The sequence below is a fragment of the Alteromonas sp. OM2203 genome (genome assembly GCF_048517045.1).
In the GTDB taxonomy this organism is placed as follows: Bacteria; Pseudomonadota; Gammaproteobacteria; order Enterobacterales; family Alteromonadaceae; genus Alteromonas; species Alteromonas gracilis.
The window spans coordinates 2,956,689-2,982,101 of sequence record NZ_CP183209.1; the positions used below are offsets into that span (position 1 = coordinate 2,956,689).

Sequence of the window (25,413 nt, forward strand, 5' to 3'; positions counted from 1 at the left end):
ATAGCGCCGTTTTTGTATGCTTGTCAGTTAATCGTCTACCACAGAAATAGGTTTGGATATCATCGGCTTACCCTGATTAATATTAATCTCCACACGGCGGTTCTTCGCCCTATCACTAGATGTCGTTGCATTCTCGACAATAGGAACCGTATCTGCTTTACCTACCACAGACATGCGACTTTCATCAAAGCCTGGTGCTGTACGCATCGCTTCCGCTACAGCTACCGCACGCTGTGAAGACAAGTCCCAGTTCGAACGATAAAGTTCGTTAGCGATATGCTGACCATCGCTGTGACCTGAAATTTCAATTTCTCCCGGAACATCAGCTAAAAGTGAACCTATTTTTCTCAATACAGGCTGAAACTGAGGCTGTAAGAAAGCAGACCCTGCTGAAAACGAGCCGTTTTCACGTATACGAATAGTTAGCTGCTGCCCTAACGACTCCATCTCTACCGAACCATCTAGAATTTGCTTTTCGAGCTGCTGCGCCACTTTCTTCATTAACTCAGCCATTTGTGACTGGTCAGTGCTTTGCTCTGCGGAAGAAGACGATTCTGTCGCAGTCTGTTGTGATTGACCACCTCGCTGCTCACCGCGCTGCTTTTGCCGCCCACCGGCTGAGTCTTCATTACCAGCCTGAAATTCCAGCATTTGCTGCGTCATCTCGTTGGTCTGCTGCTGAATCGATTCGATAGGGGTCGGATCAGGCTTACCCGGGCGAAACTCCATTGCGATAACGCTAGTACCTTTGGGAATATCTTTAACTTCAATTTTATTTTGAACACCAAAAGCGAACTTCATTGAGCCCGCGATTTGTTTGAACTTAAGTACATCCATTTCAGAAAACGAAAGTAAAAGTACAAAAAAGCACATCAGCAGCGACATTAAGTCGGCGAAGGTCCCCATCCAAGCTGGCAGCCCCTCTGGGGGGCATTTTGGGCATTCTTCTTCAGCCATTACTCTTCCTCTGCGCTTCCGCGTTTACTCGCTGCAAGATAGTTTTTCAACACCCCCTCAATTACACGGGGATTTTGGCCATCGGCAATACCAACAATGCCATCTAGCACCAAGCTTTGATTGAGTTTTTCCTCACCGGCACGAACGGATAGTTTAAAAGCAATCGGCAGACAGATAACGTTAGCGAAGAATGCACCGTAGAGAGTAGTAAGTAGTGCAACCGCCATTGCAGGGCCGATGGCTTTCGGATCATCCATGTTAGAAAGCATGGCTACCAGCCCGATTAACGTACCGATCATCCCCATCGCGGGAGCGATGTCACCCATACCTTTAAAGAACGAGGCTCCGAAATCGTGGCGCTCTGATGTCATGGAAATATCTTTGGAAAGGGTTTCTCTGACTACCTCAATATCATGGCCGTCTACGAGCATATCAACGCCTTTTTGCATGAACTCGTTTGAGATCTCTGCTTCTTCTAACGCCAGAAACCCGCCTTTACGCGCAGCATCTGCCATTTCGACAATCTTCTCAATAAGTTCTTCGGGCGATTCAATTTTAAACATGAATGCCTTACCAGCAATCTTACCCGCACCAAAAAACTGGCCTAACGTAAATTGTGATAAAATGACAAATAAGGTGCCCCCAAATACGATAAGTATTGATTGCACGTCGATGAACATGCTCAAGCTGCCGCCCAGGATCATAGCCATAACTATGAAACCAATGGCGCCCAACATACCTATGACGGTTGCTAAATCCACTCACTCTTCCCCATTTAAACGCAGTCAGTGCTGTTAATCTACAGACATTCTATCGGCAATAGACAGAAATACTAAAACAACATTGTTGAAAAATATCACATTTATTAATTTTTATAATTAGAGCATAACGCTTTATCTCGCTTTCCTACCTTTTTATTTACTCGGAAACCATTTTATTCGCATTAAAGCGCGACGCGCTATTATTTGAGGCTGGAATTATGGTTACTAAGATAGCATCGAATATAGCACAATTTAACACTATGCTGATTTTTGACTTGAATGAAAAAAAAGCGATACGATGATGTTATTAGCGATATACAGACAAACCATTTGACCCTCGTGCAACCCTCGGTTAATGTGCGCGGTATACGTATTTTAGCCTTTATATTGAGTGTTTTTATGACGACGGAAAAACCATCAGCGTCTTTCGAAGAAACGTTATCGGAATTAGAAGCTATCGTTAACGAAATGGAAAACGGTGATTTACCATTAAATAAAGCGCTAGAAAAATTTGAACGCGGTATTGCACTCTCTCGCCAAGGCCAGCAGTCCCTTGAAAACGCTGAGCAAAAAGTAAAAATATTGCTTAACGAACAAGGCGAAGAAACACTTCAATCTCTACCTGAAAGTGAACAGCCTTAAGAGGTTCATTTTTACATTACAGGCAATCTATGAATTTTTCTGCTTTGCATCAGCAAGTTAAACAGCAAACTGATGCATCTCTTCTTACTCTGATTGATGAACTACCGGATTACGCACCGCGCCTAAAAGACGCTATGCGTCACGCGCTACTTGCAGGCGGTAAACGCATGCGTCCATTGCTCGTTCAGGTAGTGGGTAATACGCTAGACGTCCCCAAAAAAGACCAAATGGCCATTAGTATGGCTATTGAGTGCGTGCACGCTTATTCGCTGGTACATGACGATCTACCGGCAATGGATGATGATGACTTGCGTCGCGGTATGCCTACCTGTCACATCGCCTTCGATGAAGCAACAGCGATATTGGCAGGTGATGCATTACAAGCACTTGCATTTACCGTATTAGCCGATGCACCTTTGAGCACCTACGCTGAAGCCAAACGCCCTCAGCTATTATCTGTGTTAGCTAAAAGTGCCGGCTATGTGGGCATGTGTGGCGGTCAAGCCATCGACCTAGCGAGCACGGGTAAAACTATCTCAATAGACGAGCTAAAAGCGCTTCATAAGTTGAAAACAGGTGCCCTATTGCAAGCCTGCGTAGAAATGGTAGCCATCGTTAGTGAGGGTCTTTTACCTCAGACTAAAATTGACTTAATGGCATATGCAGCGGATATTGGCTTAGCCTTTCAAGTACAAGACGACATTTTAGATGTTGTGGGCAGTAGCGAAAAATTAGGGAAACCCGCAGGTTCTGACGAAGCACTTGGGAAAAATACCTTTCCAGCTAAGCTTGGCATGGAAGGAGCCAAGAGAGAATTAGCAAAGCTTCACGATAATGCACTTCAAGCATTGGCGCGTTTACCCTACAATACTGACAGTTTAATTGCGTTTAGCGAGCTTTTGGTGAAACGCGACCATTAGCCACGCGCCATGTTGAAAAAGATAATAAGTACATGAGTTTAGATCTCCAACATTACCCAACGCTTGCGCTTGCGCAAACACCTGACAAGTTGAGGCAACTGCCTCAAGAAAAATTACGCGAACTTGCCGATGAGTTACGTGAATACTTACTCAACAGTGTGAGTCAAACCAGCGGTCACTTTGCCTCTGGACTGGGAACAGTAGAGCTTACGGTAGCACTTCACTACGTTTACAACACACCATTCGACCGACTGTTGTGGGATGTCGGCCATCAAGCCTATCCTCACAAAATCCTTACGGGTCGTGCAGAGCGCATGAGCACCATTCGCCAAAAGAACGGCCTTCATCCATTCCCGTGGCCACCTGAAAGTGAGTACGATACTTTCGCTGTCGGTCATTCTTCGACGTCGATAAGCGCAGCGCTAGGAATGGCTGTGGCGGCAGAAAAAGAAGGAAAGGATCGCAAAGTAGTAGCTGTCATTGGTGACGGTGCGATGACCGCTGGTATGGCGTTTGAAGCACTTAATCACGCAGGCGATATCAAAAAAGACATGGTTGTCGTACTTAACGACAACGAAATGTCGATATCTGAAAACGTAGGCGCCCTTAACAGTCACCTGGCACGCTTGCTAACGGGTAATTTTTTTAACTCTATACGTGACGGCGGCAAAAAACTGCTAAGTAACGTTCCTCCTATCAAAGAATTTGCAAGCCGAGCAGAAGAGCACCTAAAAGGGATGGTTGTACCCGGCACTATCTTTGAAGAGCTTGGATTTAATTATATTGGCCCGATTGATGGCCATGACGTAAATGCAGTGGTTGATACCCTTCGCAACATGCGTAAGTTTGAGGGTCCTCAGTTATTACATGTTGTGACCAAAAAAGGGAAGGGTTACGCGGTAGCCGAAGAAGATCCTATCAAATTTCATGCAGTACCGAAGTTCAACCCAGCGGACAATGCACTGCCTAAATCTAAACCCTCTGCCCCCACTTACTCGGCCATTTTCGGTCAGTGGTTGTGTGATATGGCAGAACAAGATCCAAAACTCATGGCAGTCACCCCTGCCATGCGAGAAGGGTCAGGGATGGTAGAATTTTCTCAGCGCTTCCCTGAGCAATACTTCGATGTAGCCATTGCTGAGCAGCATGCCGTAACCTTCGGCGCAGGGCTCGCTAAAGACGGTATGAATGCGGTTGTCGCGATCTATTCTTCATTTTTGCAGCGTGCCTATGATCAGCTCATTCATGATGTAGCTATACAAGACTTACCGGTGTTATTTGCGATAGACAGAGCCGGCATAGTGGGCGCAGATGGCCCAACTCACCAAGGGGCGTTTGATATCGCTTTCCTTCGCTGTATTCCAAATATGGTAGTTATGGCACCTTCTGATGAAAATGAATGCCGCCAAATGCTTTACACTGGCCATAAGCTACAAAAGCCGGCCGCTGTTCGTTACCCTCGTGGTGCTGGCATGGGAGTCACGCCTGACGAAGCCATGAAAGAGCTTGAGATTGGTAAATCTCGTACGTGTCGAGAATCATCAAAAGGCAAGTCTGAAAGTATCGCCATTTTAAACTTTGGCTGCCTACTGCCCTACGCGCTTGAAGCTGCAGAGGCGATTGACGCTACCGTTATTGACATGCGTTTCATTAAGCCGTTAGACGGCGACGCGGTATTAAAAGCAGCCAGTGAACACATCGCGCTTATCACGCTAGAAGACGGTTGTATTATGGGTGGTGCTGGCAGTGCGGTGCTTGAACACTTGCAGCAAAATGGTGTTCTTAAGGCAGTGAAGATGTTGGGTCTGCCTGATAGCTTTATATTACAAGGCACTCAGCAGGAAATGTACAAAGAGCACGGCTTAGATGCTGAAGGTATTATTGCTGCGGCCACCAGCCTCACCAAACGTTAGTGGCTCTCAAAACATTCGTTTAATCCGTTGCGAGCTAACTTTGTCTTGTAATGTGACTAATGCATCTTGACTAAGGCATCGTCGTTTAAACATAGAAAAGCCCGCATGTATTGCGGGCTTTTCAATTTAAAAGGTTAGGTTGGTAAGCCAACCGTTGTACTAAAACAATGCCAGCGCCGCTGGCCAAAACACCATAAGCAAATGCAAACAGCCACAGGCCATAGCCCCCGCTAGTAGATCGTCAAGCATAATACCTGTACCACCGTGCAAACGCTTATCGATGACACCAATTGGCCAGGGCTTTAAAATATCAAAAAGCCTGAATAGTACAAACCCAACGAGCAATGAAGAGGCGCTGATGGGTACAAAAAGAAAGGTCACGAACATACCTGCAATTTCGTCCCATACAATGGAGCCGTGATCGTGAACCTGCATGTCATCTGCGGTTTTGCCGCAAAGGTAAATACCTACCACTGAAAATATCAGAGTGAGCGCAATAAAGGAAACTATAGAAATTTGGCTACACGCTATAAGCAATGGCACTGCGGCCAGTGAGCCAAATGTGCCCGGCATGAATGGAATTAAGCCACTACCGAACCCTAACGCGAGAAAATGGGTTGGTTTTTTCATACTTACTCTAGCGCGAAACTCAGCCTGCATGTAACGTCCTCTATCTTATATCTTTGTTAACGCTTTCAATTAAAAGCTATGCTCGTAACCAGAAGACGTAACTGGCGTGTATTTCTCATTATCTTTCAACAATGAAAGTGTACCGCTGTGGCCTGTCAGCTGGCCAATGCATGTCGCTTTTACATTAGTGCTCGCTAAAGAGGTTTCAAGGCTACCTCGCTGCTCTTCACTAACGGTGAAAATAAGCTCATAGTCATCACCAGCAGACAATGCGTATTCTATTGCCTGCTCTGGCGACACAGCGCTTGTTAGAGCACGAGAAAGAGGTAAACGCTCAACATGCACAGTGGCACCGCAGTTGGACGCTTTAAGAATGTGGTTCAAATCTGAAATTAAACCATCAGATATATCGATACATGAGGTAGCAATACGGCGAATAGCGGTACCAACTGCAACGCGCGGTGTCGGAAAGTAATGACGGTTCACTAACACGTCTTTGGCTTCACCACTTACGTTAAGTTTATTTTGGAGGATATCTAAGCCCGCGCCAGCGTCTCCTAAAGTACCGGTAACATATACCCAGTCCCCTGGCTTAGCTCCACTTCGGGTTAGTTCAGAACCTGGCGGTATAAAACCTTGTGCGGTAATCGTCATGGCCATTGGCCCTTTCACCGTGTCTCCACCAATGAGCTGTACTGAATAGTATTGAGTAAGCTCATATAGGCCTGAAACAAAGTCGTCAAGCCACGGCTCGTCAACTTCTGGAAGCGATAGCGACAGGCTAATCCACGCAGGCTCAGCGCCCATCGCAGCAAGGTCACTTAAGTTAACGGCCACTGTTTTGTATGCCACAGATTTCGCTGGCGCATCTTCTAAGAAATGCACACCTGCAACAAGAGTATCAGTGGTAACGGCTAGCTGTTGATTTTCAGGAACCGTTGTTACAGCACAGTCATCGCCTATACCAATAACAACGTCTTTACGTCGATGGCCACTGTTTGAAAAATAGCGGCCGATAAGATCAAATTCTTTCACAGTATTTTTTAAACCCTTTAGCGGCAATCCATGCCGCCACGGTAAGGTTAGTCGCGCTCGTCTTTACGCAACGTGCGCACTGCTTTATCTAGTGCACCATTAATGAATTTGTGGCTTTCTTCAGCACCAAATGCTTTAGCAAGCTCAATCGCTTCATTAATAATTACGCGATAAGGGACATCAATGCGCTCAGTCAGTTCCAGCGTCGCAATGCGCAAGATCGCTTTTTCTATTGGGTCCAACTCTTCAGGCAGACGACCAAGATACGGTTTAATGGTAGTATCAAGCTTACTTGCGTTATGTGCAACGCCTCGTAACAACGCTTGAAAGTATGCCATATCCACCTTTTGCATGTCGTTACTGGTGGCTAGCGCCAGTTCAACTTGCTGAATATCGTTGTGACTCATTTGCCATGAATATATCCCTTGCAGGGCTAATTCACGGGCTTTACGACGAGCTGAAACTTTCACTTAATTTTTACCTTAAAGCTTTTCAACAGCATCGATAACGTTAACCATTTCAAGCGCGCCCAATGCAGCTTCTGCACCTTTGTTACCCGCTTTAGTACCTGAACGTTCGATAGCTTGTTCAATTGAATCTGTGGTGATTACGCCAAATGAAACTGGAATACCGTATTCAAGTGATACTTGTGCAAGGCCTTTATTGCTCTCCCCTGCGACAAAATCAAAGTGGGGCGTACCACCACGAATAACTGCACCTAGTGCAATGATAGCGTCAAATGACTTTTTCTCAGCTAATTTCTTAGCTACTACAGGTAACTCGTAGGCACCAGGCACGCGAACCACTGTGATGTCATCTTCATTTACTTCACCGTGACGCTCTAGCGTGTCTAAAGCACCTTCCAGTAAGCTTTCTACAACAAAGCTATTAAAGCGAGCTACAACAATAGCAAACTTTTTACCGGTTGCTCTGATATTACCTTCAATTACCTGCATGGTTTAATTCCTCGAGAAAAAACGGCGCGAAGTATACCACAACTGCGCCCAAACTAAATCGATTGTTTCTGTAACTTCAACTATTCATAAGCTGGTACGTTAGCTTGACTCAATGCGGGAAGGAAATGCTCGTCGCAAACCTTCTCCACTTTTACTCCGCCCTACAGCTAAGCACTAATCGTGAACGTACTCCACTACTTCAAGGCCGTAACCTGAAAGTGCGTGATATTTAATTGGCTTACTAAGCAAGCGCATTTTGTGCACGCCCATAGACGCAAGAATTTGACTACCTACACCGATAGTGCGTGACGAGCCCTGCCAGTCAGCTCCCGTTGGACGTTCACCTCTGTCTTCTGCGGCAAACCGACGTACCTGGCTTTCTATGTGCTCTTCCTTACCTAACAGCACCAACACACCGCCATCTTCTGAGATTTTTCGCATACCATCGGCTAGTGTCATCGAGCGATGAATACCGCGAGTAGAGCCGAGAAGATCACTAAACGTATTGTGAAGGTGTACACGGACAAGCGTAGGCTCGTTTTCTTTGATATCGCCTTTTTTAAGAGCGAAGTGGAGCTGATTGTCGATGCTATCTTTAAATGTATGAAGCTCAAAATCGCCGTATTCTGTGGGCATATTACACTGAGCTACTTTTTGAATAGTCGTTTCATTAAGGTTACGGTATTCAATAAGATCTGCAATGGTGCCTATTTTTAGATTATGCTTGGCAGCAAACTTCTCTAATTCTGGACGGCGCGCCATGGTGCCATCTTCATTAAGAATCTCAACAATAACCCCAGCTGGCTCTAAACCAGCAAGGCGCGGTAAATCTACACCCGCTTCAGTGTGACCAGCTCGGTTTAAAACACCACCATCTTTTGCAATTAGCGGAAAGATATGACCAGGTTGTACAATGTCTGTCGCTTTCGCGTCTTTCGCAACAGCAGCTTTTATGGTTGTTGCTCTATCGGCAGCCGATATACCTGTTGTAACGCCAGTTGCCGCTTCAATGGATACGGTAAAGTTGGTTGAAAACTGCGCTTCGTTTTTATCCACCATTAGCGGAAGATTAAGCGTGCGACAGCGCTCTTGCGTCATTGGTAAACAAACCAAACCGCGAGCGTGGGTCACCATGAAATTTATGGCTTCAGGTGTCACGTGCTCTGCCGCCATAATGAGGTCGCCTTCGTTTTCCCTGTCTTCATCATCCATCAGGATAACCATTTTACCCTGACGAATGTCTTCAATTATTTCTTGTGTAGTGTTAAATGCCATATTGTGTGCTTCTTGTAGGGTTATTTTTTTAAAAATCCGTTCTCGGCAAGAAATGCCATGTCAATGCCCTTGCTTGTCGGCTCAGCGGCTTTATCGCCAAGCATCAATCGCTCTAAATAGCGCGCAATAACATCAACCTCTAAATTCACCGCAGTGCCTACTTTATAGCTTCCCATAATTGTTTCTTGCAACGTGTGGGGAATAATCCAAAGCATAAACTCTGCACCATTCACTTCGTTCACCGTTAAGCTTATGCCATCAACGGTGATACTTCCCTTGTGGGCAATATATTTAGCCAGCGCATCAGGTGCTTTCACCCAAAATTCTACATAGTCTTTATGTTTAATAATCTGAGTTACTTGGCCCACACCATCAACATGACCAGAAACAATGTGTCCACCTAGACGATCGCTGGGACGCATCGCTTTTTCAAGATTCACGGTAGACCCTGCACTGTAGTGTGCAAACCCTGTTAACTTAATAGTCTCAGCAGAAACATCGGCGCAATAATAGTCTGCCCCCATGTCTGTCACTGTCAAACAAACACCATTGGTCGCAATGCTATCGCCTAAAGCGACATCAGACATATCAAGCGTAGGCGATGAAACGGTAAGTCGAATATCGTTGCCACGGTTATCAAGCTTTTTAATTGTACCTAACGCTTGAATAATTCCAGTAAACATAAAGTTCCTCTTTAGTCGCTTTAACGACAGGTGTTGCTAACATCAGGACGAAAGATAAGCTTAATATCGTTACCCACCTGACGGTTTTCAATAAGAGAGAGTGAAATAGATTGATTTAAAGCGGTGAACGCTGGCAAATTGACCATACTCACGCCTTTATCGCCTAATAGCTTGGGTGCTTGATAGCAAATAAGCTCATCCACAAGGCCTTCTTGCAATAGGGCTCCGGCAAGACCAGGGCCTGCCTCTACCCATACCTCATTATACTGTTTATCACCTAGCGCTGACATCAACCCATGTAAGTCGACCTTGCCATCTTTTTCATCAACTTGAATGTAGTGACCAACTGAAGTATCAGGGTGGGCCTGTAACGTTGCAGTAAAGGTAGCGTGACCGTCGTTAAATAAATTAAAATCGCGGTTTAGTTTGCTCTGACTATCCACAACGATGCGAGCAGGTTGGCGAATATGCTCAAGGGGATAATTTTCGAGCTTTGCCTCTTGTTCCCTCACCAAAAGACTGGGATTATCCGCCGCAACAGTACCTGAACCCGTTAACACTGCGCAGCTTTGCGCGCGATAGCGCTGCACATCACGTCTTGCTTCAGGCCCAGTTATCCATTGGCTCACCCCATTTTGAAGCGCAATTTTACCGTCAAGGCTTATACCTAATTTAACCCTTACAAAAGGTTTACCCGTAAGCATGCGTTTGGTGAATCCGGGATTAAGCGCAGCGGCTTCGGCGGCCATCACATCACTGACGACTTCGATACCTGCGGCTTGCAGCATGTTTATGCCATTACCACATACATTTGGATTAGGATCTGTCATTGCCACTACAACGCGTGCTACCTGCGCTTCAATGAGCGCGCTAGCGCAGGGGGGCGTGCGGCCAAAATGGCTGCAAGGCTCCAGGGTTACGTATGCTGTAGCACCTTTAGCGCCGTTGCCACGAGCATTTGAAGCTTGTCTGAGTGCATGAACTTCGGCATGGGGCGTGCCCGCTTGGACATGATACCCCTGACCGAGCAGTTGATTGTTTTCATCAACAACCACACAGCCAACACGAGGATTAGGTGAGGTGGTGAAACGCCCTTTTTGGGCAAGTTGAATGGCTTTTGCCATCCAAAAATAGTCATTTTTAACCGTAGCGTGGTTCACTTGGATTCCTGTTGTAGCCCTAAGTGTTTAAGGTTTACTGACCCTAATCCCCTAAGCGTGCAATCTCTTCTCCAAATTCACGAATGTCTTCGAAGGAACGATAAACTGAGGCGAACCGAACATAGGCAACTTTGTCGAGTTCTTTGAGGGCTTTCATAATTAAGTTGCCAAGCAATTCACTGCTCACCTCCCTCTCGCCGGTTGCGCGAAGCTGAGATTTGAGTGAAAGAATACATTGTTCAACTTTTTCTGTGCTAACAGGGCGTTTTTCTAACGCGCGTTGCAAGCCTGCACGAAGTTTATCTTCGTTGAAGGGTTCGCGAGAGCCATCGCGTTTTATAACGCGGGGCATCACAAGCTCTGCACTTTCAAAGGTGGTGAAGCGCTCATGACACACCATGCATTCACGGCGTCTTCGCACTTGTTGCCCCTCTGCAACCAAACGAGAATCAATAACTTTTGTTTCTTGTTCTGAACAAAAAGGGCAAAACATGAATAATCCTTAATTATTGCGTACTTAGGCGCGTAAAACTTAATCTAGACTAGATAGTCCAGCATTAGTACCAAAGTACGCAATAAAACACAAACCTATTTATTTATAAACAGGGAACTGTGCGCAAAGTGCAACCACTTCTTCTTGAACACGTTTGATAACAGATTCGTCACCCATGTTGTCTAAAATGTCGCAAATCCATGTTGCAACTTGCTGAGCTTGCTCTTCTTTGAAACCACGACGCGTTATGGCCGGGCTACCAATACGAAGACCACTGGTTACAAAAGGTGAACGCGGATCGTTTGGCACTGAGTTTTTGTTTACTGTGATGTTCGCTGCACCTAGTGCTGCATCGGCATCTTTACCAGTAATGTCTTTGTCAATAAGATCTAGTAGGAACAAGTGATTGTCTGTTCCGCCAGAAACGATTTTGTAACCGCGCTCTTGCATAACAGCAACCATCGCTTTCGCGTTAGCCACTACCTGTTGCTGATACACTTTAAATTCTGGCTGTAATGCTTCTTTGAAAGCTACTGCTTTAGCTGCAATCACGTGACAAAGCGGGCCGCCCTGGTTACCCGGGAATACCGAGCTATTAAGCTTTTTGTAAATCGCTTCGTCGCCACATGAAGATAGGATTAGACCACTACGCGGACCCGCAAGGGTTTTGTGAGTTGTCGTCGTTACTACGTGTGCGTGAGGAAGTGGGTTTGGATAAACACCAGCAGCCACAAGACCAGCAACGTGCGCCATATCTACAAGCAAATAAGCACCTACGCTATCTGCGATTTCGCGGAATTTTGCCCAGTCAACAATACCTGAATACGCAGAGAAACCGCCGATAATCATCTTTGGTTTGTGTTCCTTTGCTAGAGCTTCAACTTGTGCGTAATCAATTTCGCCGGTTTCTTTGTTCAGACCATACTGTACAGCGTTGTATGTTTTACCAGAAAAGTTTACGTGTGAACCATGAGTAAGGTGACCACCTTCAGAAAGGCTCATACCCAGAACTGTATCGCCTGCGTCAAGTAATGCCATGAAAACGGCAGAGTTAGCTTGTGAACCAGCGTGCGGTTGAACGTTCGCATAGTCTGCACCAAATAGTGCCTTTGCACGGTCGATAGCAAGTTGTTCAACAACGTCTACGTGCTCACAACCACCGTAATAACGCTTACCAGGGTAGCCTTCAGCATACTTATTCGTAAGCTGAGAACCCTGAGCTTCCATTACACGTGGGCTACAATAGTTCTCAGAGGCAATGAGTTCGATGTGATGTTCTTGACGCTCAACTTCTTTAGCCATGGCATTGGCTAATTCAGGATCGAAGTCAGCTATATTCATTTCGCGAGAAAACATGGGGGCTCCTTAACTGCGGTTTTTATACGGCGTTACGCACTGATTGCTCAAATTCGAGCCATATTCTAGTCATTTTGAGTTGCTTGTATACCGCTTTATGACCAAATTAATATAAATGGCGCAGGTTTAACGTAAAACCTGCGCTTGAGCGAGATCAGACCTGTTTTTCGAGGGCTTTAACACGGTCGAATAAACTACCAATTTTAGCAAGGCGAACTGTATTTTTGCGCCAGTCCCGGTTGGTTTGAGCTGGCTGCCCCGACGAATATACACCTGGCTCGGTAATATCTTGAACTATCATTGTGTAACCTGTCACTTGAACGTTGTCGCAAATGCTAATGTGGCCATTTATGCCCACTCCACCGCCAATAATAACGTGCTTGCCGATATGGCAACTGCCAGCAATACCTGTAGCGCCGCAAATGCATGAGTGATCGCCAATAATACAATTGTGACCAATTTGAACCTGATTATCGATGATAACGTTAGTGCCAAGTAACGTATCTTCCATTGCACCTCTGTCGATGCTGCTACTCGCCCCAATTTGACTATCGTCGCCAATGCGAACCGAACCAGTCTGTGGAATTGGGATCCAGACCCCTTTATCGTTTGCATAGCCGAAGCCAGCCGCGCCAATAACTGTTTGGCTATGGATAGTCACGCGCTTACCGATGACCACATCGTGATAGATGGTCACATTAGGATGAATAATACAGTCTTCACCAATGTGCGTGCCTCTGCGGATAACGGTATTGGCACCAACAGTTACACGATCACCTAAAACGACATTCTCTTCAACAATGACGTTGTGTCCAAGAGACACGTCACTACCGATTCGAGCAGAAGGAGCGATTACCGCTGACTCTGAGATACCAGTGGCTACTGATGGCGTGGTATCAAATAACTGAGCTATAAGTGCAAATGCAGCATGTGGGTTACCCACAACTAACGCAGGAACAGGGCTATCACCCTTTAAACTTTCGTGCAGAATTACCGCACCGGCTTTTGTGTCTTTTAACTGCGGCTTATATTTAGGGTTTGTAAGAAACGAAATTTGATGCGAAGCCGCACCAGATAGCGTGCCCACTGCAGAAATCGTGATAGTTCCATCACCCTGCACTTCCCCACCAACATGTTTAGCTAATTCGTCCAAACTGTATGTGCGTTTATTCATGGCGGTCATCTTTATTACCTGTTCGGATGTTTGATGGTATCGAGTGTTGATTCTGAAGGTTTTTGCGATTGATTATCACGCAGGCAACGGATCAACTCTTCTCGATTTATAACGCTAAGTTTACATTAAATCGTCTCATCGACCGATGGATAAATTCACCTTTTTACCCCAAGCGCTCAAAATTTCCACAGGCACGAACTACCTTTGTGTAAGTCACTAGCACAAACTACCCTGTTACGAGTAGAATATGCCACCAGTTAGGACGTGTTGAACTTTATTGCCGATTTTCGTGCATTGCAGTTCAACACGCCTTAGAAATTTTTATTTTTCACCGCTTTTTCAGCGAGGATAAGCATGGCTCAATACGTTTACAGTATGCACCGAGTGGGCAAAATCGTCCCACCAAACAGACACATTCTTAAAAACATTTCACTTAGCTTCTTCCCTGGCGCCAAAATTGGTGTGCTAGGTCTAAACGGCGCAGGTAAGTCAACCTTGCTTCGTATAATGGCCGGTATCGATACTGATATTGAAGGTGAAGCGCGTCCTCAACCTGGACTTAAGGTAGGCTACCTTCCTCAAGAACCGCAGCTTGATGAAACAAAAGATGTTCGCGGCAATATTGAAGAGGCCGTTGCTGATGTTAAGCACGCGCTCACTCGCCTTGACGAAGTGTACGCTGCATATGCAGAAGCGGATGCCGATTTCGACGCCCTTGCGAAAGAGCAAGGCGAGCTAGAAGCCATCATTCAAGCCAAAGACGGACATAACTTGGAAAATGCACTAGAGCGAGCAGCAGATGCCCTACGCCTTCCGCCGTGGGATGCTGATGTAAGTAAGCTCTCTGGTGGTGAAAGGCGTCGTGTAGCGCTATGTCGCCTGCTTTTAGAAAAGCCTGAGATGCTGCTTCTTGACGAACCTACCAACCACTTGGATGCAGAGTCGGTTGCGTGGCTAGAACGCTTCCTTCACGATTACGAAGGTACTGTGGTAGCCATTACCCACGATAGATACTTCCTTGATAACGTAGCGGGTTGGATTTTAGAACTTGACCGTGGTGAAGGTATTCCATGGGAAGGTAACTACTCTTCATGGTTGGAACAGAAAGAAAACCGACTTGAACAAGAAGAGCGTACTGAAACTGCACGTATGAAGAGCATGAAGCAGGAGCTTGAGTGGGTGCGCTCAAATCCAAAAGGTCGTCATGCTAAAAGTAAAGCCCGTATGGCCCGCTTCGAAGAACTCTCCACCAGCGATTACCAAAAGCGTAACGAAACCAACGAGCTTTTCATCCCACCAGGTGAGCGCTTAGGTGACAAGGTTATTGAAGTGAGCAACCTTAAAAAGTCTTATGGCGATCGCGTACTTATTGACGACCTGACATTTAAAGTACCAAAGGGTGCCATTGTGGGTATCGTTGGTCCTAACGGTGCGGGTAAATCGACCTTGTTCAGAATGCTTACTGGTGCTGAGCAACCAGATTCAGGAACCATCGATTTAGGTGAAACTGTTCAAATTGCTGCGGTAGAACAGTTCCGTGACCACATGAACGAAAACAACACCGTATGGAAAGAAATTTCTGACGAACAAGATATCATTCGCATTGGTAACTTTGAAATAAATAGCCGCGCATATTGCAGCCGATTCAACTTCAAAGGCACTGACCAGCAGAAATTTATCAAGGACTTGTCGGGTGGTGAGCGTAACCGTGTTCACCTTGCGAAACTGCTTAAAGCGGGCGGTAACGTATTGCTACTGGATGAGCCAACCAACGACCTTGATGTTGAAACACTTCGCGCCTTAGAAAATGCGTTGTTGGAATTCCCAGGCTGTGCCATGGTTATTTCGCACGACCGTTGGTTCCTTGACCGTGTTGCTACACACATTATGGATTATCGTGATGAAGGCAACATCAATTTCTTTGAAGGTAACTATTCAGACTATGAAGGCTGGCTGAAGCAAGAATTCGGACAGGATATTGTTGAGCCACACCGCCTTAAATATAAGCGCATGGCGAAATAATCCATAGAAAAATGAGATAGGTTTCACCTATATCCCAATAATATGAAAGGCCTTAATCAGTGATTTAGGCCTTTTTTATTTAGTGGCATTCGTTGCGAAGGCGCGCAAATTAGCCAATACTGACAACGGAAACAAAAGCCAAGTGAGAAAGTAATGACAGATAAGCGCCAATTTCAACGTGTATCACTAGATGTTAACGGCACGCTAACACATAACGATACGAGTATCGACGTGATAGTCAGTGATGTGTCGCTTCAGGGCATCAAGCTTCAGGCGACTGAAACAGCCTTGTTAAACTTACCTTTCGATAGCCACGACCCCTACGTCGCTACTTTTCAGGCAAACGAAGATAGCCCTGTTATTACCCTTTATATCTCACAGTTATACCGCCATGCCGATAGCAGGAAAGAGCGTGTATCTCTTGGCTGCAAAGTTGAGCGTATGGACGTAGAGAGTATTAGCGCTCTTCGCCGCCTCATTACTTTAAACAGCGAAGATGCGAGTATTGAGGAAAAAGATTTAAACGCGCTAGTTAATGCGGTTTATCAAGACGCCCATTAGCTTGCGGCTGTATTGAACAAGACTGAAAGACGACTTATAAATCATTGTTAGCCTCGTATGCATATTATTGGGCGCACTTTACCCAAACAAAATAACTTGTTTGCTCTATAACGTCAGTATTTCAGGCCATGCGAATAACTTTACTCTAACGCATCTAATGCTTCAGACAGTCGTGCCACCGGCACAACCTGCATACCATTAATAGGCTGTTTAGGTGCGTTTGCTTTTGGCACAATTGCACGTTTAAAACCATGCTTTGCTGCTTCTACTATGCGCTCTGTTCCATTAGGAACGGGACGTATTTCACCCGCCAACCCCACTTCTCCAAATACGATCAGTTCTTTAGGTAATGAGCGGTTTCTAAAGCTGGAAATCATAGCTAACAATAGCGCTAAGTCAGCGCTTGTTTCCGAAACACGCACGCCTCCAACCACGTTAACAAATACATCTTGATCGTTCATTTGTACATTGCCGTGACGATGCAACACAGCTAACAGCATTGAAAGCCGGTTCTGATCAAGACCAACCGCAATGCGCCTGGGGTTAGACATTTGTGAGTAATCTACTAGTGCTTGTATTTCTACCAGCAAAGGCCGCGTACCTTCCCAAATTACCATCACACTAGACCCGGGCGTTTCGTTATCACCGCGGCTCAAGAAAATGGCAGATGGGTTGCTGACTTCCTTTAACCCCCTTTCGGTCATAGCAAATACACCAAGTTCATTGACCGCTCCGAAACGGTTTTTGTGACTGCGCAACGTGCGATATCGCCCGTCACTTTCTCCTTCAAGCATCATGGAGCTATCGATGCAGTGCTCAAGGACCTTTGGACCCGCTAAGTTTCCATCCTTTGTAACATGACCCACAATAAACATAGCAATGTGATTTTGTTTCGCAAAACGCGTTAAGTACGCAGCACTTTCTCTTACCTGCGAAACGCTTCCCGGAGCAGACTGGACATCTGAAACATGCATAACCTGAATCGAGTCGATAACCATAATTTTAGGTTTTTTCGTCAACGCTAAGTCGCATATTGTCTCAACGTTTGTTTCAGCTAACATCATCAACTTGTCATCAGGAAGGTTTAAACGCTTTGCCCGCATAGCAACTTGTTGAAGCGATTCTTCCCCTGTGACATAAAGCGCAGTTTCGCTTTTGGCCATCTGACACATTACTTGCAGAAGCAGCGTGCTCTTACCTGCACCTGGCGAACCACCTATCAACATAGCAGCTCCCGGAACTATACCGCCACCGAGTACTCTATCGAGTTCTTTAAACGTTGAAGAAAATCGCGGAAGTGACTCTAAGTCAATTGCGTTGAGGGTTTCAATTTTAGCTGCGGTTTGCCCTGCATAACCAGACGTGGTTTGTCGAGCGACACTTTTCGCACTTGCGACCACAAACTCACTTATTGTGTTCCACTCTTTACACTCGGAACATTGTCCCTGCCATCTAGGAAACTCTGCCCCGCAATCAGAACACACATAAGCAGTTTTACGTTTTGCCATATTCCAGTATTATCCAAAGACTAAAAAGAGTATTCTAACATGCTATAAAAGGGAATTAATCAGAAACCTAACCCCTAGCTATACTCATGATTTTAGCCAAAAGTATTATAACTTTATGGGTTAATGTGTTTTTCTGATTGGCCGATAAAAACTAAAATAATGAAAACTAAGAGTAAAGTTGCGCCTTCATGAGTCAAGATTTAAAGCAATACGCTGATATAATTGAACAGTTAAAGCCCATGGTTAACGAGCCTGAGTTTAACCAAGTGTTGCTTCAAATTGCCGCAGATGTGCCCAAGGAAAAACGTTTTTTAGTAAAAATGGAAGTGAAGCGTTTAGCAAAGCCATGTATGCGCACCATTGATTTGAGAGGGCATGTAGATGGCAAGTGCAGAAAGTATGTGCATGAAGGTCGAAGCCACTACATGGATGATCTTGCTGTCGATAAGTTCGAAGAGCAACTGCGCGTGTTTGGTCGCTACACTTATGGCGTTTACGAGGCGGTCCAGAATACTGAAAACAACTTTCGATTGTTGCGGGAAAAAGAGTTAGCACAGGAAATCGCAGACAAAGATAACCCTACAGCCAAAAAACGCTCTGCCGTGTTAGAACAATTTAAAGTCCCCACCGTCAATCTTCTAGATTACAGTCAGCGCAACACGGAGCGAATGAACTTTGCTGTGGCCGTTGAAATTTTCAACACTGCAAATCAGTCGATGCGAGGCTTGAGTGTTGATATTTCACTTGAAGGGCTACAAATAAAGCTTTCAAAAGACGCGTTTTTCAAAACAGGCGAAAAGCTTTTTATCTATTTCAGAGGTTTGGAAAACGAGTTTGCCATGGATAAGAAAAATGGCATTGCTTATAAGCTCGTTAAAATAATAGCCAAAAACGATATCAACTATTTAGCGCTACAAAGAGATAAAGAACTTCCAAACCCTGCTTTCGATAAATTTCTAGAAAGCTTTATTCACGGTAATAAACGCCGATATAAAGTGAATATGAACAATACCGTTGAGGCGATCACCAGTAAAACGTGTGAACAATTTTTCTCTCCGCGCAGTCCAACGCTTCCTGTATTCATAGATGCGATAAATAATTCGCTTATACCACGCTTTGCCATGGCCAACGAAGTGAATAGAGAAACCGTTCAGTACTGGCAAGATGAAGAAGGCGTCTGCAGATTGAATTTTCTTTTAACGCAAGAGCGCCTTGCTCGACTTCTCAGCATGTCTGAAGAAGCTCGTGAAATTTTCATATTCAGCTTTACCCATTTGCATAGCGAGAAAGTTTATTTTTACTCAGCCTCTTTTGAAGAGCTCATGCAAAAAGATATGCTTTTTCGCGTTTTTCTGGGGTTTGGCTCAAGGAAAGCGAGCTGGCGAGTGTTCAAAGTTACACTGACCGACATGAATCCCGAACAGGCTCATATTCCTCTTTCAATTCCGGATTCGGTAGGTAGTAAAGTTAAAAAACTTAACTCACCGCCTTCGGCGAGATTGATGTCAAAACTTAAAAGTTTACGTTATTTGGCTCACATCACGGACGTGACTTCGGTGACCGGTCAAGAAACTTACAATGAGTTTAAGTTTAACCGTAGCGATCTTACTCATTTGCGTCATTTCGGTCATCCACGTAATCGCGCCCCATCTAATATTCAAATAGTACGGTTTAAATACGAAGAACAACGCATTGAAAGCCGATATCAACTAAGAACCCAAGTTGAAGCTCGCTTTAACGATGAAGATACGGTTCACACTGGTGTCAGTGAAGATATTTCAGTTCACGGTTTAGGTTTAAGAATTGAGCTGAGCAAAGAATATAAAGGAAACTTAGAAGGTAAGGTAGAAGTGGCCTTCCCTCGCCTCCAAGAAATTGCTAGCTCTTTCGACGTAATGCACCTGCAATATGAAGTTATTTATCACAACGTAGATAAGAACATTTTGCATTTAAAAACCATGCCCGGCGACGAAGGAAAATCCGCTCGCGCTTTTTTTGAAGAACTCATTAAAAAGAACAAAGCCAGTTTAAAAGTTGAGAGTGATGAAGAAATAGTCCCAGGTATTGGTCAAGCTCTTCGCTGCATCAACGCTAGAAATGCGACTTCTCTATCATTTTTGATGAGCAAAGAGGGCGTTCGCTATACACCTCAGGCTTGCATAATTGGAAAGCAAGATGAGAGGGTTACAAATTTAACCACGCAATATGCCGAGCGAGGCAAAGTTAATTTAGAGTTTTTGTTCAGAGATAGAAAACAAGACTCGCCTTTCGTACAAAGTGGGATTAAAGCCGTTAAGCTTGAAAATATGCCGCTACGCCAGGAGCTTTTTATTTCCTTCGATGCATCCCAAAAAGACCCTCGCATGGCAATAATTCCTCGCTACTCTGATAAGTTTGAAAGCAACGAGCAGCGTCGGGCATTTATACGAGATGCTATGACCCGTGGCCAGTTCATAGCGATTCACGTGATGTTAACGACTACGGGGAAACCTGATATGAGTTTGCTTCAAACTGAAATTAACTATGTCACCATGTATGCCGTGCATCGCGCTCGTGAACTAGAGAAAAAGCTATGGAGTTTTGCTGCCTGCTCTCACCTTGTCGATGTAACAGACGAAGTGCTAATTAGATATGGCTTCTCAAGAGAAGACATTACCGCAAATAAAACCCTAAAGAGCGTAACTCCTACGCAGGTTATTTTGAGCAATGCCTAAGGGCACGCTTGCTATTTTATTTAACTGCTGTGTGCTCGCTAGTTGCTCCAACTGAAGGACCCGTAGTTTTCTGCACTCTCCTCCAGCTGGCTCTGTTGAACAAAAACGCAAAACCAGCAAAAATTAACAGAGCCCTATTTATCTAGGAAGTAAAGCAGACTGTGTAAACTGCCAACACGTATGGCCACATCCGCTTTTTCGTTAACCAGCGGCTTACCGTGGCACGCCACACCTAACGCTGATTCCGCCATCATGACTAAGTCGTTAGCGCCATCACCCATAGCTACCGTTTGAGAAATTGGGATTTCCCACTTGTCAGCCAGCGTCTTAACCGTTCTGGCTTTAACATCAGCATTAACGATTTCACCTTCTACTTTTCCGGTGAGCTTATCACCTTCAATGGCGAGCGTGTTCGATATTGCAAAATCAAGACCGAGTCTTTGCTTTAAATGATCTGCGAAAAATGTGAACCCCCCCGATGCTATAGCGAGTTTCCAATGATTTTTCTTAAGCTCGGTCAGCAAGCTTTGGATCCCAGGCATAATTGGAATGCTATCGCGGATTTGATCAAGGTGGGAAACCGCCACCCCTTCTAAACACGCTACGCGGTGTGTCAAACTGTCATTAAACGCAATTTCTCCGCGCATGGCTTTCGCGGTCACTTCCGCAACCTGTTCTCCTACACCAGCCAGTTTCGCTATTTCATCAATACACTCAATCGCAATCACTGTGCTGTCCATATCCATTACTAACAAACCTGGGATAGAAAGAGATGGACGAGATGCTTGTAGACCTATATCTAGATTGTAGGAAGAGGACACGTCACCTAAAAGTGGCTTAATATTGATATTTTCATGTTCGGTGCTAGGGAGCGTACCGCGAATTTCGATGACGTCTTCACCTAAGCATTGATGTAGATGATGAAAAGCTAAACTTGTGGGGGTAAACACATCTTTCAGTTTATTTAGCACACCCTCTATCAAGTAAGGAGTAACGGCTTGACCAATCACAGTTAGAGTGTGAGTAAACGTCATGTTATTGTGTGAAGAGCCAACGACCTGTGAAAGCGAAGAGGCAGTGTGCGAGTTGTGGTCATTGAGCGTCGAGAAAAGTGTGTTTTTCATGGTGAAAACAGAAACTGCAAAAGTAAGCAAAAGATACCCCAATGCTAACTAATTAGGCTAACTAATAAAATATCATCTTTAAAATTATTTAGAATTCCCCTACTGTTAGGAAAACGCAAAGACTTTATGGAAATACGAATTGGACGATGTGCTTAATAAAGCGGCAACGTATAATAAAAATGACGCTCATTCATTATATACCGCGCTAAAAAGACTTTTTCACACGTTGATAGTAAGCACAGTGTTTGCGCTAATTGTTGTATTGCTACTGTTGTTTCAGCAATATCAAAGCGACTGGTTGACCGTTCAAACCCGCTACTCTGGTGAAAGTATAGCAAGACAATATGCAAAACTTTTACAGCCGGCATTTATTGCTGAAGATCTGGCTAATTCTGCGTCTCTTGTCGGTGCTTCTCAAAACCAAAGAGACTATATAGAGGCCGTTGCCTCAGTGTTGGTTGATGAGCCGCATATATTGGCCTTGGCTGTTTTTGATAAGGACGGACGTTATATTGCCCCCTTACCTAAAATAAACAGCGTGGTTGAATTAAGCCAATCTCAGCGCGTTACGCCGCTTACTTACATTGGTATGATTACAGATAAAGAAGGTAACTTGCTAGGCTATGTAAATATCCATATCGATACTCAGGCCGTATTGGAAAGCCCGCTCACATTGCGATATCAGCTGGCACTTATCGCAGGTATTTTAGTGTTTCTCGCGCTGCTATTAGGCGTTTATCTCACAAGGGCTTTTTACAAGTCCAGACCTTGGTTTATCCAAGTCATAGAATCTAAAAAGAAGCATGTGAAAATCAGAGAATAAGTGTTCTTCAAATAAGTGCTATCCAAATAAGCGAAAATAATTGCGTGTTGTGGCTGCTATTACCTCACTTTTTTCTACGCTATAGAGTTTGCTTATCGCGTCTACCACGTCTGTGAGATAACCAGGTTCGTTGGGCTCTCCCTGACGTCCGCACATTGGCATATCCGGCGCATCTGTCTCAAGAAGTAGTTTGTCAATGTGGTGCTCCAGCAAATAGCCCAACGTTTGTCGCGTTTTTTTTGCCCGTTCATAGGTGATTGTGCCACCAATGCCTAAATAAAAACCACGCTCGATATAGCCTTTTGCTACTTCTACACTGCCAGAAAACGCATGAATTACGCCAATACCTTGATAATTAGATTGCTTGAAGCATTCAAGCAGTAAGTGATGGCTCTTTCTGTGATGGACGATAATGGGTAAGGATATGCGCTCGGCAAGGGCCAGGTGCGCATTGAAGACCCGCTGCTGAAGCTTTACGGGTGTATCAATGTGTCCATCAACCCCCGTTTCACCAATAGCTTTTACCGATGCATGACGAGCTAACGCTGCTTCTTCAAGTAAAGATAGTTGATGAGATATAATCTTGTCTGACGGAAGAGCGTCGTTTGCGTCAAGAAAATAAGGATGAAGTCCAAGAGCACTATCAATTGGGATAATGTTTCGATATTGATCTGCTATATTTTGAAGCTCACGCCAAGATTCAGGATGAACACTTGGCGCCATTATCCTCGATAGACCATTGGATACTGCGCTATCCAACACCACTTCTAGATTTTTGCCCGAGGCGAGTAGATCTAGGTGACAGTGACTATCTATCATAACGTGAATACCTCAAGGTACGCCTCATAGCGCTTGAGCCTTACGCACTTCTCGCTTATGGCATTAAACGCTGTGTAGTCCACGTTCCTTCTTGAGTTTTATTGTACTCAAAACGATCGTGTAGCCTGTCTTCCCCACCCTGCCAGAATTCAATTTGGTGAGGCACAATTCTGAAGCCACCCCAAAAATCGGGAACAGGAAGCTCCTTATTGGCAAATTTATCTTTTAGCTGCTTGAACTGGGTAAGCAATAATTCTCTACTGCCAATAGGCTTACTTTGTTTTGAAGCATAGGCGGCAAGCTGACTGTCTTTAGGCCGAGAGAAAAAGTACGCTGCGTTCTCAGATACAGAAAGCTTATCGACGCTTCCGCATACTCTTACCTGCCGTTCCATAAAAAACCATGGAAAATGGCATGATACTTTCGGATTGACGGATAACTCTTGTGCTTTGCGGCTGCCTAAATTTGTGAAAAACACAAAACCTTTTTCGCTCACATCTTTCAAAAGGACAATACGTTGAGAAGGCTGACCACTGGCATCAACGGTGGCCACCGTCATTGCTGTCGGATCGGGAATGCCCGCGTCGATAGCATCTTTCAGCCATTTATCGAATAAGGTAAACGGATTTGAAGTAATATCTGACTCACTCAAACTGCCCTTTGAGTACTGCCTGCGCATATCTGAAATTGCCATATACCGCTCCTGAAAAAAGGTTATTTCGCCTGCGAGTGCTTTTAAAACCGAATACGTAAATAACCGTGTAAATACTTACATCGGCGCATTTTACTAAGGTAGTTGCCAAAAGCCATTCAGCTAAACAGCTAAACAGCTAAACAGCTAAACAGCTAAACAGCTAAACAGCTAAACAGCTAAACAGCTAAACAAAAATGCTGACTGACTATAATTTCTAATACAACGCCAGTTACAGCTAACTAGCGTTATAAAGACAGTATAATCTTAAACTAAAAGTTGCTGTCGTCGCCGTAACCAAGCGAGCGTAATGCACGCTCATCGTCTGCCCAACCTTGCTTAACCTTAACCCAGAGCTCTAGGAACACTTTGTTGTCAAACAAGTTTTCCATGTCTTTACGGGCATGCTCACCAATGGTTTTCAAATGCTTTCCGCCTTTTCCGATAATCATGCGTTTTTGCGTTTCACGCTCAACCAGAATAAGGCCACTTATGCGGTACACCCCATTTTCAGCCATCTTAAATTGTTCTATCTCAACGGTAGTTGAGTATGGCAATTCGTCGCCCGTAAACCGCATGAGTTTTTCACGGATTATTTCAGCCGCCATAAAGCGACTAGAACGGTCGGTGATGTAGTCTTCAGGAAAAAAGAACTCGCTTTTTGGCAGAGATTTGGCAACAAGCTCTCTTATTTCGTCGACCATTTTATTCTGTTTTGCACTAATCGGGATCATATGCTCAAACCCGTGCTTTTCGCCGAGTTTTTTAAGATGGAGCATGAAGTTTTCTTTATCTTCCACCTTGTCCATTTTATTTACGATAAGATAGCAAGGAAGGTTTGATTGCTTCACTTTGTTTAACACCATTTCATCGTCGGCAGTAAAACGGTCGCCTTCTACGACGAATAATACAAGACCAACTTCGGCAAGTGAACTGGATGCCGCACGATTCATATAGCGATTAATGGCGCGTTTTTCGTCTTGATGAAGGCCTGGCGTATCAACATATATCGCTTGATACTCACCGTCAGTGTCGATACCCAAAATACGATGTCGGGTAGTTTGCGGTTTGCGAGAAGTAATACTTACTTTTTGGCCCAGCAAACGATTAAGCAAGGTTGACTTACCCACATTTGGCCGACCAACAATAGCCACTAAACCACAGCGTGTTTGGATATCTGGCATTTCTGGCAAATC

Annotated in this window: 24 protein-coding genes; 7 read left to right on the plus strand and 17 right to left on the minus strand. The window is 44.8% G+C overall.

Annotated elements, in window-relative coordinates:
- Positions 1 to 27: 27 nt before the first annotated feature.
- Both ACM0P2_RS13135 and pomA read right to left on the minus strand, forming a co-directional pair.
- Positions 28 to 957: a flagellar motor protein MotB gene (locus ACM0P2_RS13135; RefSeq protein WP_159120258.1), complete on the minus strand. Its 930-nt coding sequence runs from the start codon at positions 955 to 957 to the stop codon at positions 28 to 30.
- Positions 957 to 1,718, minus strand: a complete 762-nt coding sequence (pomA, locus tag ACM0P2_RS13140; protein ID WP_159120259.1) for a flagellar motor protein PomA — start codon at positions 1,716 to 1,718, stop codon at positions 957 to 959. Before pomA ends, ACM0P2_RS13135 begins: the two co-directional genes overlap by 1 nt.
- Positions 1,719 to 2,117: 399 nt before the next feature.
- Here pomA and xseB point away from each other — a divergent pair, with 399 nt between their 5' ends.
- Genes xseB through dxs form a run of 3 tightly spaced genes read left to right on the plus strand, consistent with a single transcriptional unit; the run spans position 2,118 to position 5,193 of the window.
- Complete coding sequence (xseB, locus tag ACM0P2_RS13145; RefSeq protein ID WP_419226683.1) at positions 2,118 to 2,360, plus strand: exodeoxyribonuclease VII small subunit; 243 nt, start codon at positions 2,118 to 2,120, stop codon at positions 2,358 to 2,360.
- A gap of 29 nt (positions 2,361 to 2,389) precedes the next feature.
- Positions 2,390 to 3,280, plus strand: a complete 891-nt coding sequence (locus ACM0P2_RS13150) for a farnesyl diphosphate synthase (protein ID WP_419226684.1) — start codon at positions 2,390 to 2,392, stop codon at positions 3,278 to 3,280.
- A gap of 32 nt (positions 3,281 to 3,312) precedes the next feature.
- Entirely contained in the window at positions 3,313 to 5,193 is a 1,881-nt protein-coding gene (gene dxs / locus ACM0P2_RS13155) for a 1-deoxy-D-xylulose-5-phosphate synthase (protein ID WP_419226685.1), read from the plus strand.
- A 159-nt stretch (positions 5,194 to 5,352) separates the two neighbouring features.
- Here the strand turns inward: dxs and ACM0P2_RS13160 are convergent, their stop codons facing one another.
- The 10 genes from ACM0P2_RS13160 to lpxD all read right to left on the minus strand — a co-directional run bounded on the left by ACM0P2_RS13160 (position 5,353) and on the right by lpxD (position 13,964).
- On the minus strand, positions 5,353 to 5,853 hold the full coding sequence (locus ACM0P2_RS13160; protein WP_159120263.1) for a phosphatidylglycerophosphatase A: 501 nt from the start codon (positions 5,851 to 5,853) through the stop codon (positions 5,353 to 5,355).
- Between the two features lie 39 nt (positions 5,854 to 5,892).
- Positions 5,893 to 6,858, minus strand: a complete 966-nt coding sequence (gene thiL / locus ACM0P2_RS13165) for a thiamine-phosphate kinase (RefSeq protein WP_159120264.1) — start codon at positions 6,856 to 6,858, stop codon at positions 5,893 to 5,895.
- A 47-nt stretch (positions 6,859 to 6,905) separates the two neighbouring features.
- Positions 6,906 to 7,328: a transcription antitermination factor NusB gene (gene nusB / locus ACM0P2_RS13170; protein ID WP_159120265.1), complete on the minus strand. Its 423-nt coding sequence runs from the start codon at positions 7,326 to 7,328 to the stop codon at positions 6,906 to 6,908.
- A 12-nt stretch (positions 7,329 to 7,340) separates the two neighbouring features.
- A complete protein-coding gene (gene ribE, locus ACM0P2_RS13175) occupies positions 7,341 to 7,814 on the minus strand; it encodes a 6,7-dimethyl-8-ribityllumazine synthase (protein WP_105931719.1) in 474 nt (157 codons plus the stop codon).
- Positions 7,815 to 7,988: 174 nt separating this feature from the next.
- Positions 7,989 to 9,089, minus strand: a complete 1,101-nt coding sequence (gene ribBA / locus ACM0P2_RS13180; RefSeq protein ID WP_159120266.1) for a bifunctional 3,4-dihydroxy-2-butanone-4-phosphate synthase/GTP cyclohydrolase II — start codon at positions 9,087 to 9,089, stop codon at positions 7,989 to 7,991.
- Positions 9,090 to 9,109: 20 nt separating this feature from the next.
- Positions 9,110 to 9,772 carry a riboflavin synthase gene (locus tag ACM0P2_RS13185; protein WP_159120267.1) on the minus strand — a complete coding sequence of 221 codons (663 nt, stop codon included), beginning with the start codon at positions 9,770 to 9,772 and terminating at the stop codon, positions 9,110 to 9,112.
- A gap of 20 nt (positions 9,773 to 9,792) precedes the next feature.
- Entirely contained in the window at positions 9,793 to 10,932 is a 1,140-nt protein-coding gene (gene ribD / locus ACM0P2_RS13190) for a bifunctional diaminohydroxyphosphoribosylaminopyrimidine deaminase/5-amino-6-(5-phosphoribosylamino)uracil reductase RibD (RefSeq protein WP_159120268.1), read from the minus strand.
- Between the two features lie 43 nt (positions 10,933 to 10,975).
- Complete coding sequence (gene nrdR, locus ACM0P2_RS13195; RefSeq protein ID WP_012517538.1) at positions 10,976 to 11,425, minus strand: transcriptional regulator NrdR; 450 nt, start codon at positions 11,423 to 11,425, stop codon at positions 10,976 to 10,978.
- Between the two features lie 99 nt (positions 11,426 to 11,524).
- Positions 11,525 to 12,781 (minus strand): serine hydroxymethyltransferase, encoded by a 1,257-nt coding sequence (glyA, locus tag ACM0P2_RS13200; protein WP_105931715.1) that lies wholly within the window; start codon positions 12,779 to 12,781, stop codon positions 11,525 to 11,527.
- 154 nt (positions 12,782 to 12,935) lie between these two features.
- Positions 12,936 to 13,964 (minus strand): UDP-3-O-(3-hydroxymyristoyl)glucosamine N-acyltransferase, encoded by a 1,029-nt coding sequence (gene lpxD, locus ACM0P2_RS13205; RefSeq protein WP_419226686.1) that lies wholly within the window; start codon positions 13,962 to 13,964, stop codon positions 12,936 to 12,938.
- Positions 13,965 to 14,309: 345 nt separating this feature from the next.
- Here lpxD and ettA point away from each other — a divergent pair, with 345 nt between their 5' ends.
- Both ettA and ACM0P2_RS13215 read left to right on the plus strand, forming a co-directional pair.
- The gene (gene ettA, locus ACM0P2_RS13210; RefSeq protein ID WP_159120270.1) at positions 14,310 to 15,977 is read left to right on the plus strand and encodes an energy-dependent translational throttle protein EttA; all 1,668 of its coding nucleotides are present in this window, start codon (positions 14,310 to 14,312) and stop codon (positions 15,975 to 15,977) included.
- 153 nt (positions 15,978 to 16,130) lie between these two features.
- On the plus strand, positions 16,131 to 16,538 hold the full coding sequence (locus ACM0P2_RS13215) for a PilZ domain-containing protein (protein ID WP_159120271.1): 408 nt from the start codon (positions 16,131 to 16,133) through the stop codon (positions 16,536 to 16,538).
- Positions 16,539 to 16,678: 140 nt separating this feature from the next.
- Here the strand turns inward: ACM0P2_RS13215 and radA are convergent, their stop codons facing one another.
- On the minus strand, positions 16,679 to 18,046 hold the full coding sequence (gene radA / locus ACM0P2_RS13220) for a DNA repair protein RadA (RefSeq protein ID WP_159120272.1): 1,368 nt from the start codon (positions 18,044 to 18,046) through the stop codon (positions 16,679 to 16,681).
- 188 nt (positions 18,047 to 18,234) lie between these two features.
- On the opposite strand from radA, the gene ACM0P2_RS13225 reads away from it, so the two are divergent.
- On the plus strand, positions 18,235 to 20,760 hold the full coding sequence (locus ACM0P2_RS13225; RefSeq protein WP_419226687.1) for a PilZ domain-containing protein: 2,526 nt from the start codon (positions 18,235 to 18,237) through the stop codon (positions 20,758 to 20,760).
- A gap of 134 nt (positions 20,761 to 20,894) precedes the next feature.
- On the opposite strand, the gene serB is transcribed toward ACM0P2_RS13225, so the two are convergent.
- Positions 20,895 to 21,884: a phosphoserine phosphatase SerB gene (gene serB / locus ACM0P2_RS13230; protein WP_419227705.1), complete on the minus strand. Its 990-nt coding sequence runs from the start codon at positions 21,882 to 21,884 to the stop codon at positions 20,895 to 20,897.
- A 148-nt stretch (positions 21,885 to 22,032) separates the two neighbouring features.
- Here serB and ACM0P2_RS13235 point away from each other — a divergent pair, with 148 nt between their 5' ends.
- Entirely contained in the window at positions 22,033 to 22,707 is a 675-nt protein-coding gene (locus ACM0P2_RS13235; protein WP_419227706.1) for a hypothetical protein, read from the plus strand.
- A gap of 18 nt (positions 22,708 to 22,725) precedes the next feature.
- Here the strand turns inward: ACM0P2_RS13235 and ACM0P2_RS13240 are convergent, their stop codons facing one another.
- The 3 genes from ACM0P2_RS13240 to era form a co-directional block, all read right to left on the minus strand.
- Positions 22,726 to 23,526 (minus strand): TatD family hydrolase, encoded by an 801-nt coding sequence (locus ACM0P2_RS13240; protein WP_419226688.1) that lies wholly within the window; start codon positions 23,524 to 23,526, stop codon positions 22,726 to 22,728.
- Positions 23,527 to 23,581: 55 nt separating this feature from the next.
- On the minus strand, positions 23,582 to 24,220 hold the full coding sequence (pdxH, locus tag ACM0P2_RS13245) for a pyridoxamine 5'-phosphate oxidase (protein WP_419226689.1): 639 nt from the start codon (positions 24,218 to 24,220) through the stop codon (positions 23,582 to 23,584).
- A gap of 269 nt (positions 24,221 to 24,489) precedes the next feature.
- Positions 24,490 to 25,401: a GTPase Era gene (gene era / locus ACM0P2_RS13250; protein ID WP_159120297.1), complete on the minus strand. Its 912-nt coding sequence runs from the start codon at positions 25,399 to 25,401 to the stop codon at positions 24,490 to 24,492.
- Between the last annotated feature and the right edge of the window lie 12 nt (positions 25,402 to 25,413).

What these genes read in the sequence shown, in the direction of transcription:
- ACM0P2_RS13135 (WP_159120258.1), bottom strand. Translation starts at nt 957, where the DNA reads ATGGCTGAAGAAGAATGCCCAAAATGCCCCCCAGAGGGGCTGCCAGCT.
- xseB (WP_419226683.1), top strand. Translation starts at nt 2,118, where the DNA reads ATGACGACGGAAAAACCATCAGCGTCTTTCGAAGAAACGTTATCGGAA.
- ACM0P2_RS13150 (WP_419226684.1), top strand. Translation starts at nt 2,390, where the DNA reads ATGAATTTTTCTGCTTTGCATCAGCAAGTTAAACAGCAAACTGATGCA.
- dxs (WP_419226685.1), top strand. Translation starts at nt 3,313, where the DNA reads ATGAGTTTAGATCTCCAACATTACCCAACGCTTGCGCTTGCGCAAACA.
- ACM0P2_RS13160 (WP_159120263.1), bottom strand. Translation starts at nt 5,853, where the DNA reads ATGCAGGCTGAGTTTCGCGCTAGAGTAAGTATGAAAAAACCAACCCAT.
- ribE (WP_105931719.1), bottom strand. Translation starts at nt 7,814, where the DNA reads ATGCAGGTAATTGAAGGTAATATCAGAGCAACCGGTAAAAAGTTTGCT.
- ribBA (WP_159120266.1), bottom strand. Translation starts at nt 9,089, where the DNA reads ATGGCATTTAACACTACACAAGAAATAATTGAAGACATTCGTCAGGGT.
- ACM0P2_RS13185 (WP_159120267.1), bottom strand. Translation starts at nt 9,772, where the DNA reads ATGTTTACTGGAATTATTCAAGCGTTAGGTACAATTAAAAAGCTTGAT.
- nrdR (WP_012517538.1), bottom strand. Translation starts at nt 11,425, where the DNA reads ATGTTTTGCCCTTTTTGTTCAGAACAAGAAACAAAAGTTATTGATTCT.
- glyA (WP_105931715.1), bottom strand. Translation starts at nt 12,781, where the DNA reads ATGTTTTCTCGCGAAATGAATATAGCTGACTTCGATCCTGAATTAGCC.
- lpxD (WP_419226686.1), bottom strand. Translation starts at nt 13,964, where the DNA reads ATGACCGCCATGAATAAACGCACATACAGTTTGGACGAATTAGCTAAA.
- ettA (WP_159120270.1), top strand. Translation starts at nt 14,310, where the DNA reads ATGGCTCAATACGTTTACAGTATGCACCGAGTGGGCAAAATCGTCCCA.
- ACM0P2_RS13215 (WP_159120271.1), top strand. Translation starts at nt 16,131, where the DNA reads ATGACAGATAAGCGCCAATTTCAACGTGTATCACTAGATGTTAACGGC.
- radA (WP_159120272.1), bottom strand. Translation starts at nt 18,046, where the DNA reads ATGGCAAAACGTAAAACTGCTTATGTGTGTTCTGATTGCGGGGCAGAG.
- ACM0P2_RS13225 (WP_419226687.1), top strand. Translation starts at nt 18,235, where the DNA reads ATGAGTCAAGATTTAAAGCAATACGCTGATATAATTGAACAGTTAAAG.
- serB (WP_419227705.1), bottom strand. Translation starts at nt 21,884, where the DNA reads ATGAAAAACACACTTTTCTCGACGCTCAATGACCACAACTCGCACACT.
- ACM0P2_RS13240 (WP_419226688.1), bottom strand. Translation starts at nt 23,526, where the DNA reads ATGATAGATAGTCACTGTCACCTAGATCTACTCGCCTCGGGCAAAAAT.
- pdxH (WP_419226689.1), bottom strand. Translation starts at nt 24,220, where the DNA reads ATGGCAATTTCAGATATGCGCAGGCAGTACTCAAAGGGCAGTTTGAGT.
- era (WP_159120297.1), bottom strand. Translation starts at nt 25,401, where the DNA reads ATGCCAGATATCCAAACACGCTGTGGTTTAGTGGCTATTGTTGGTCGG.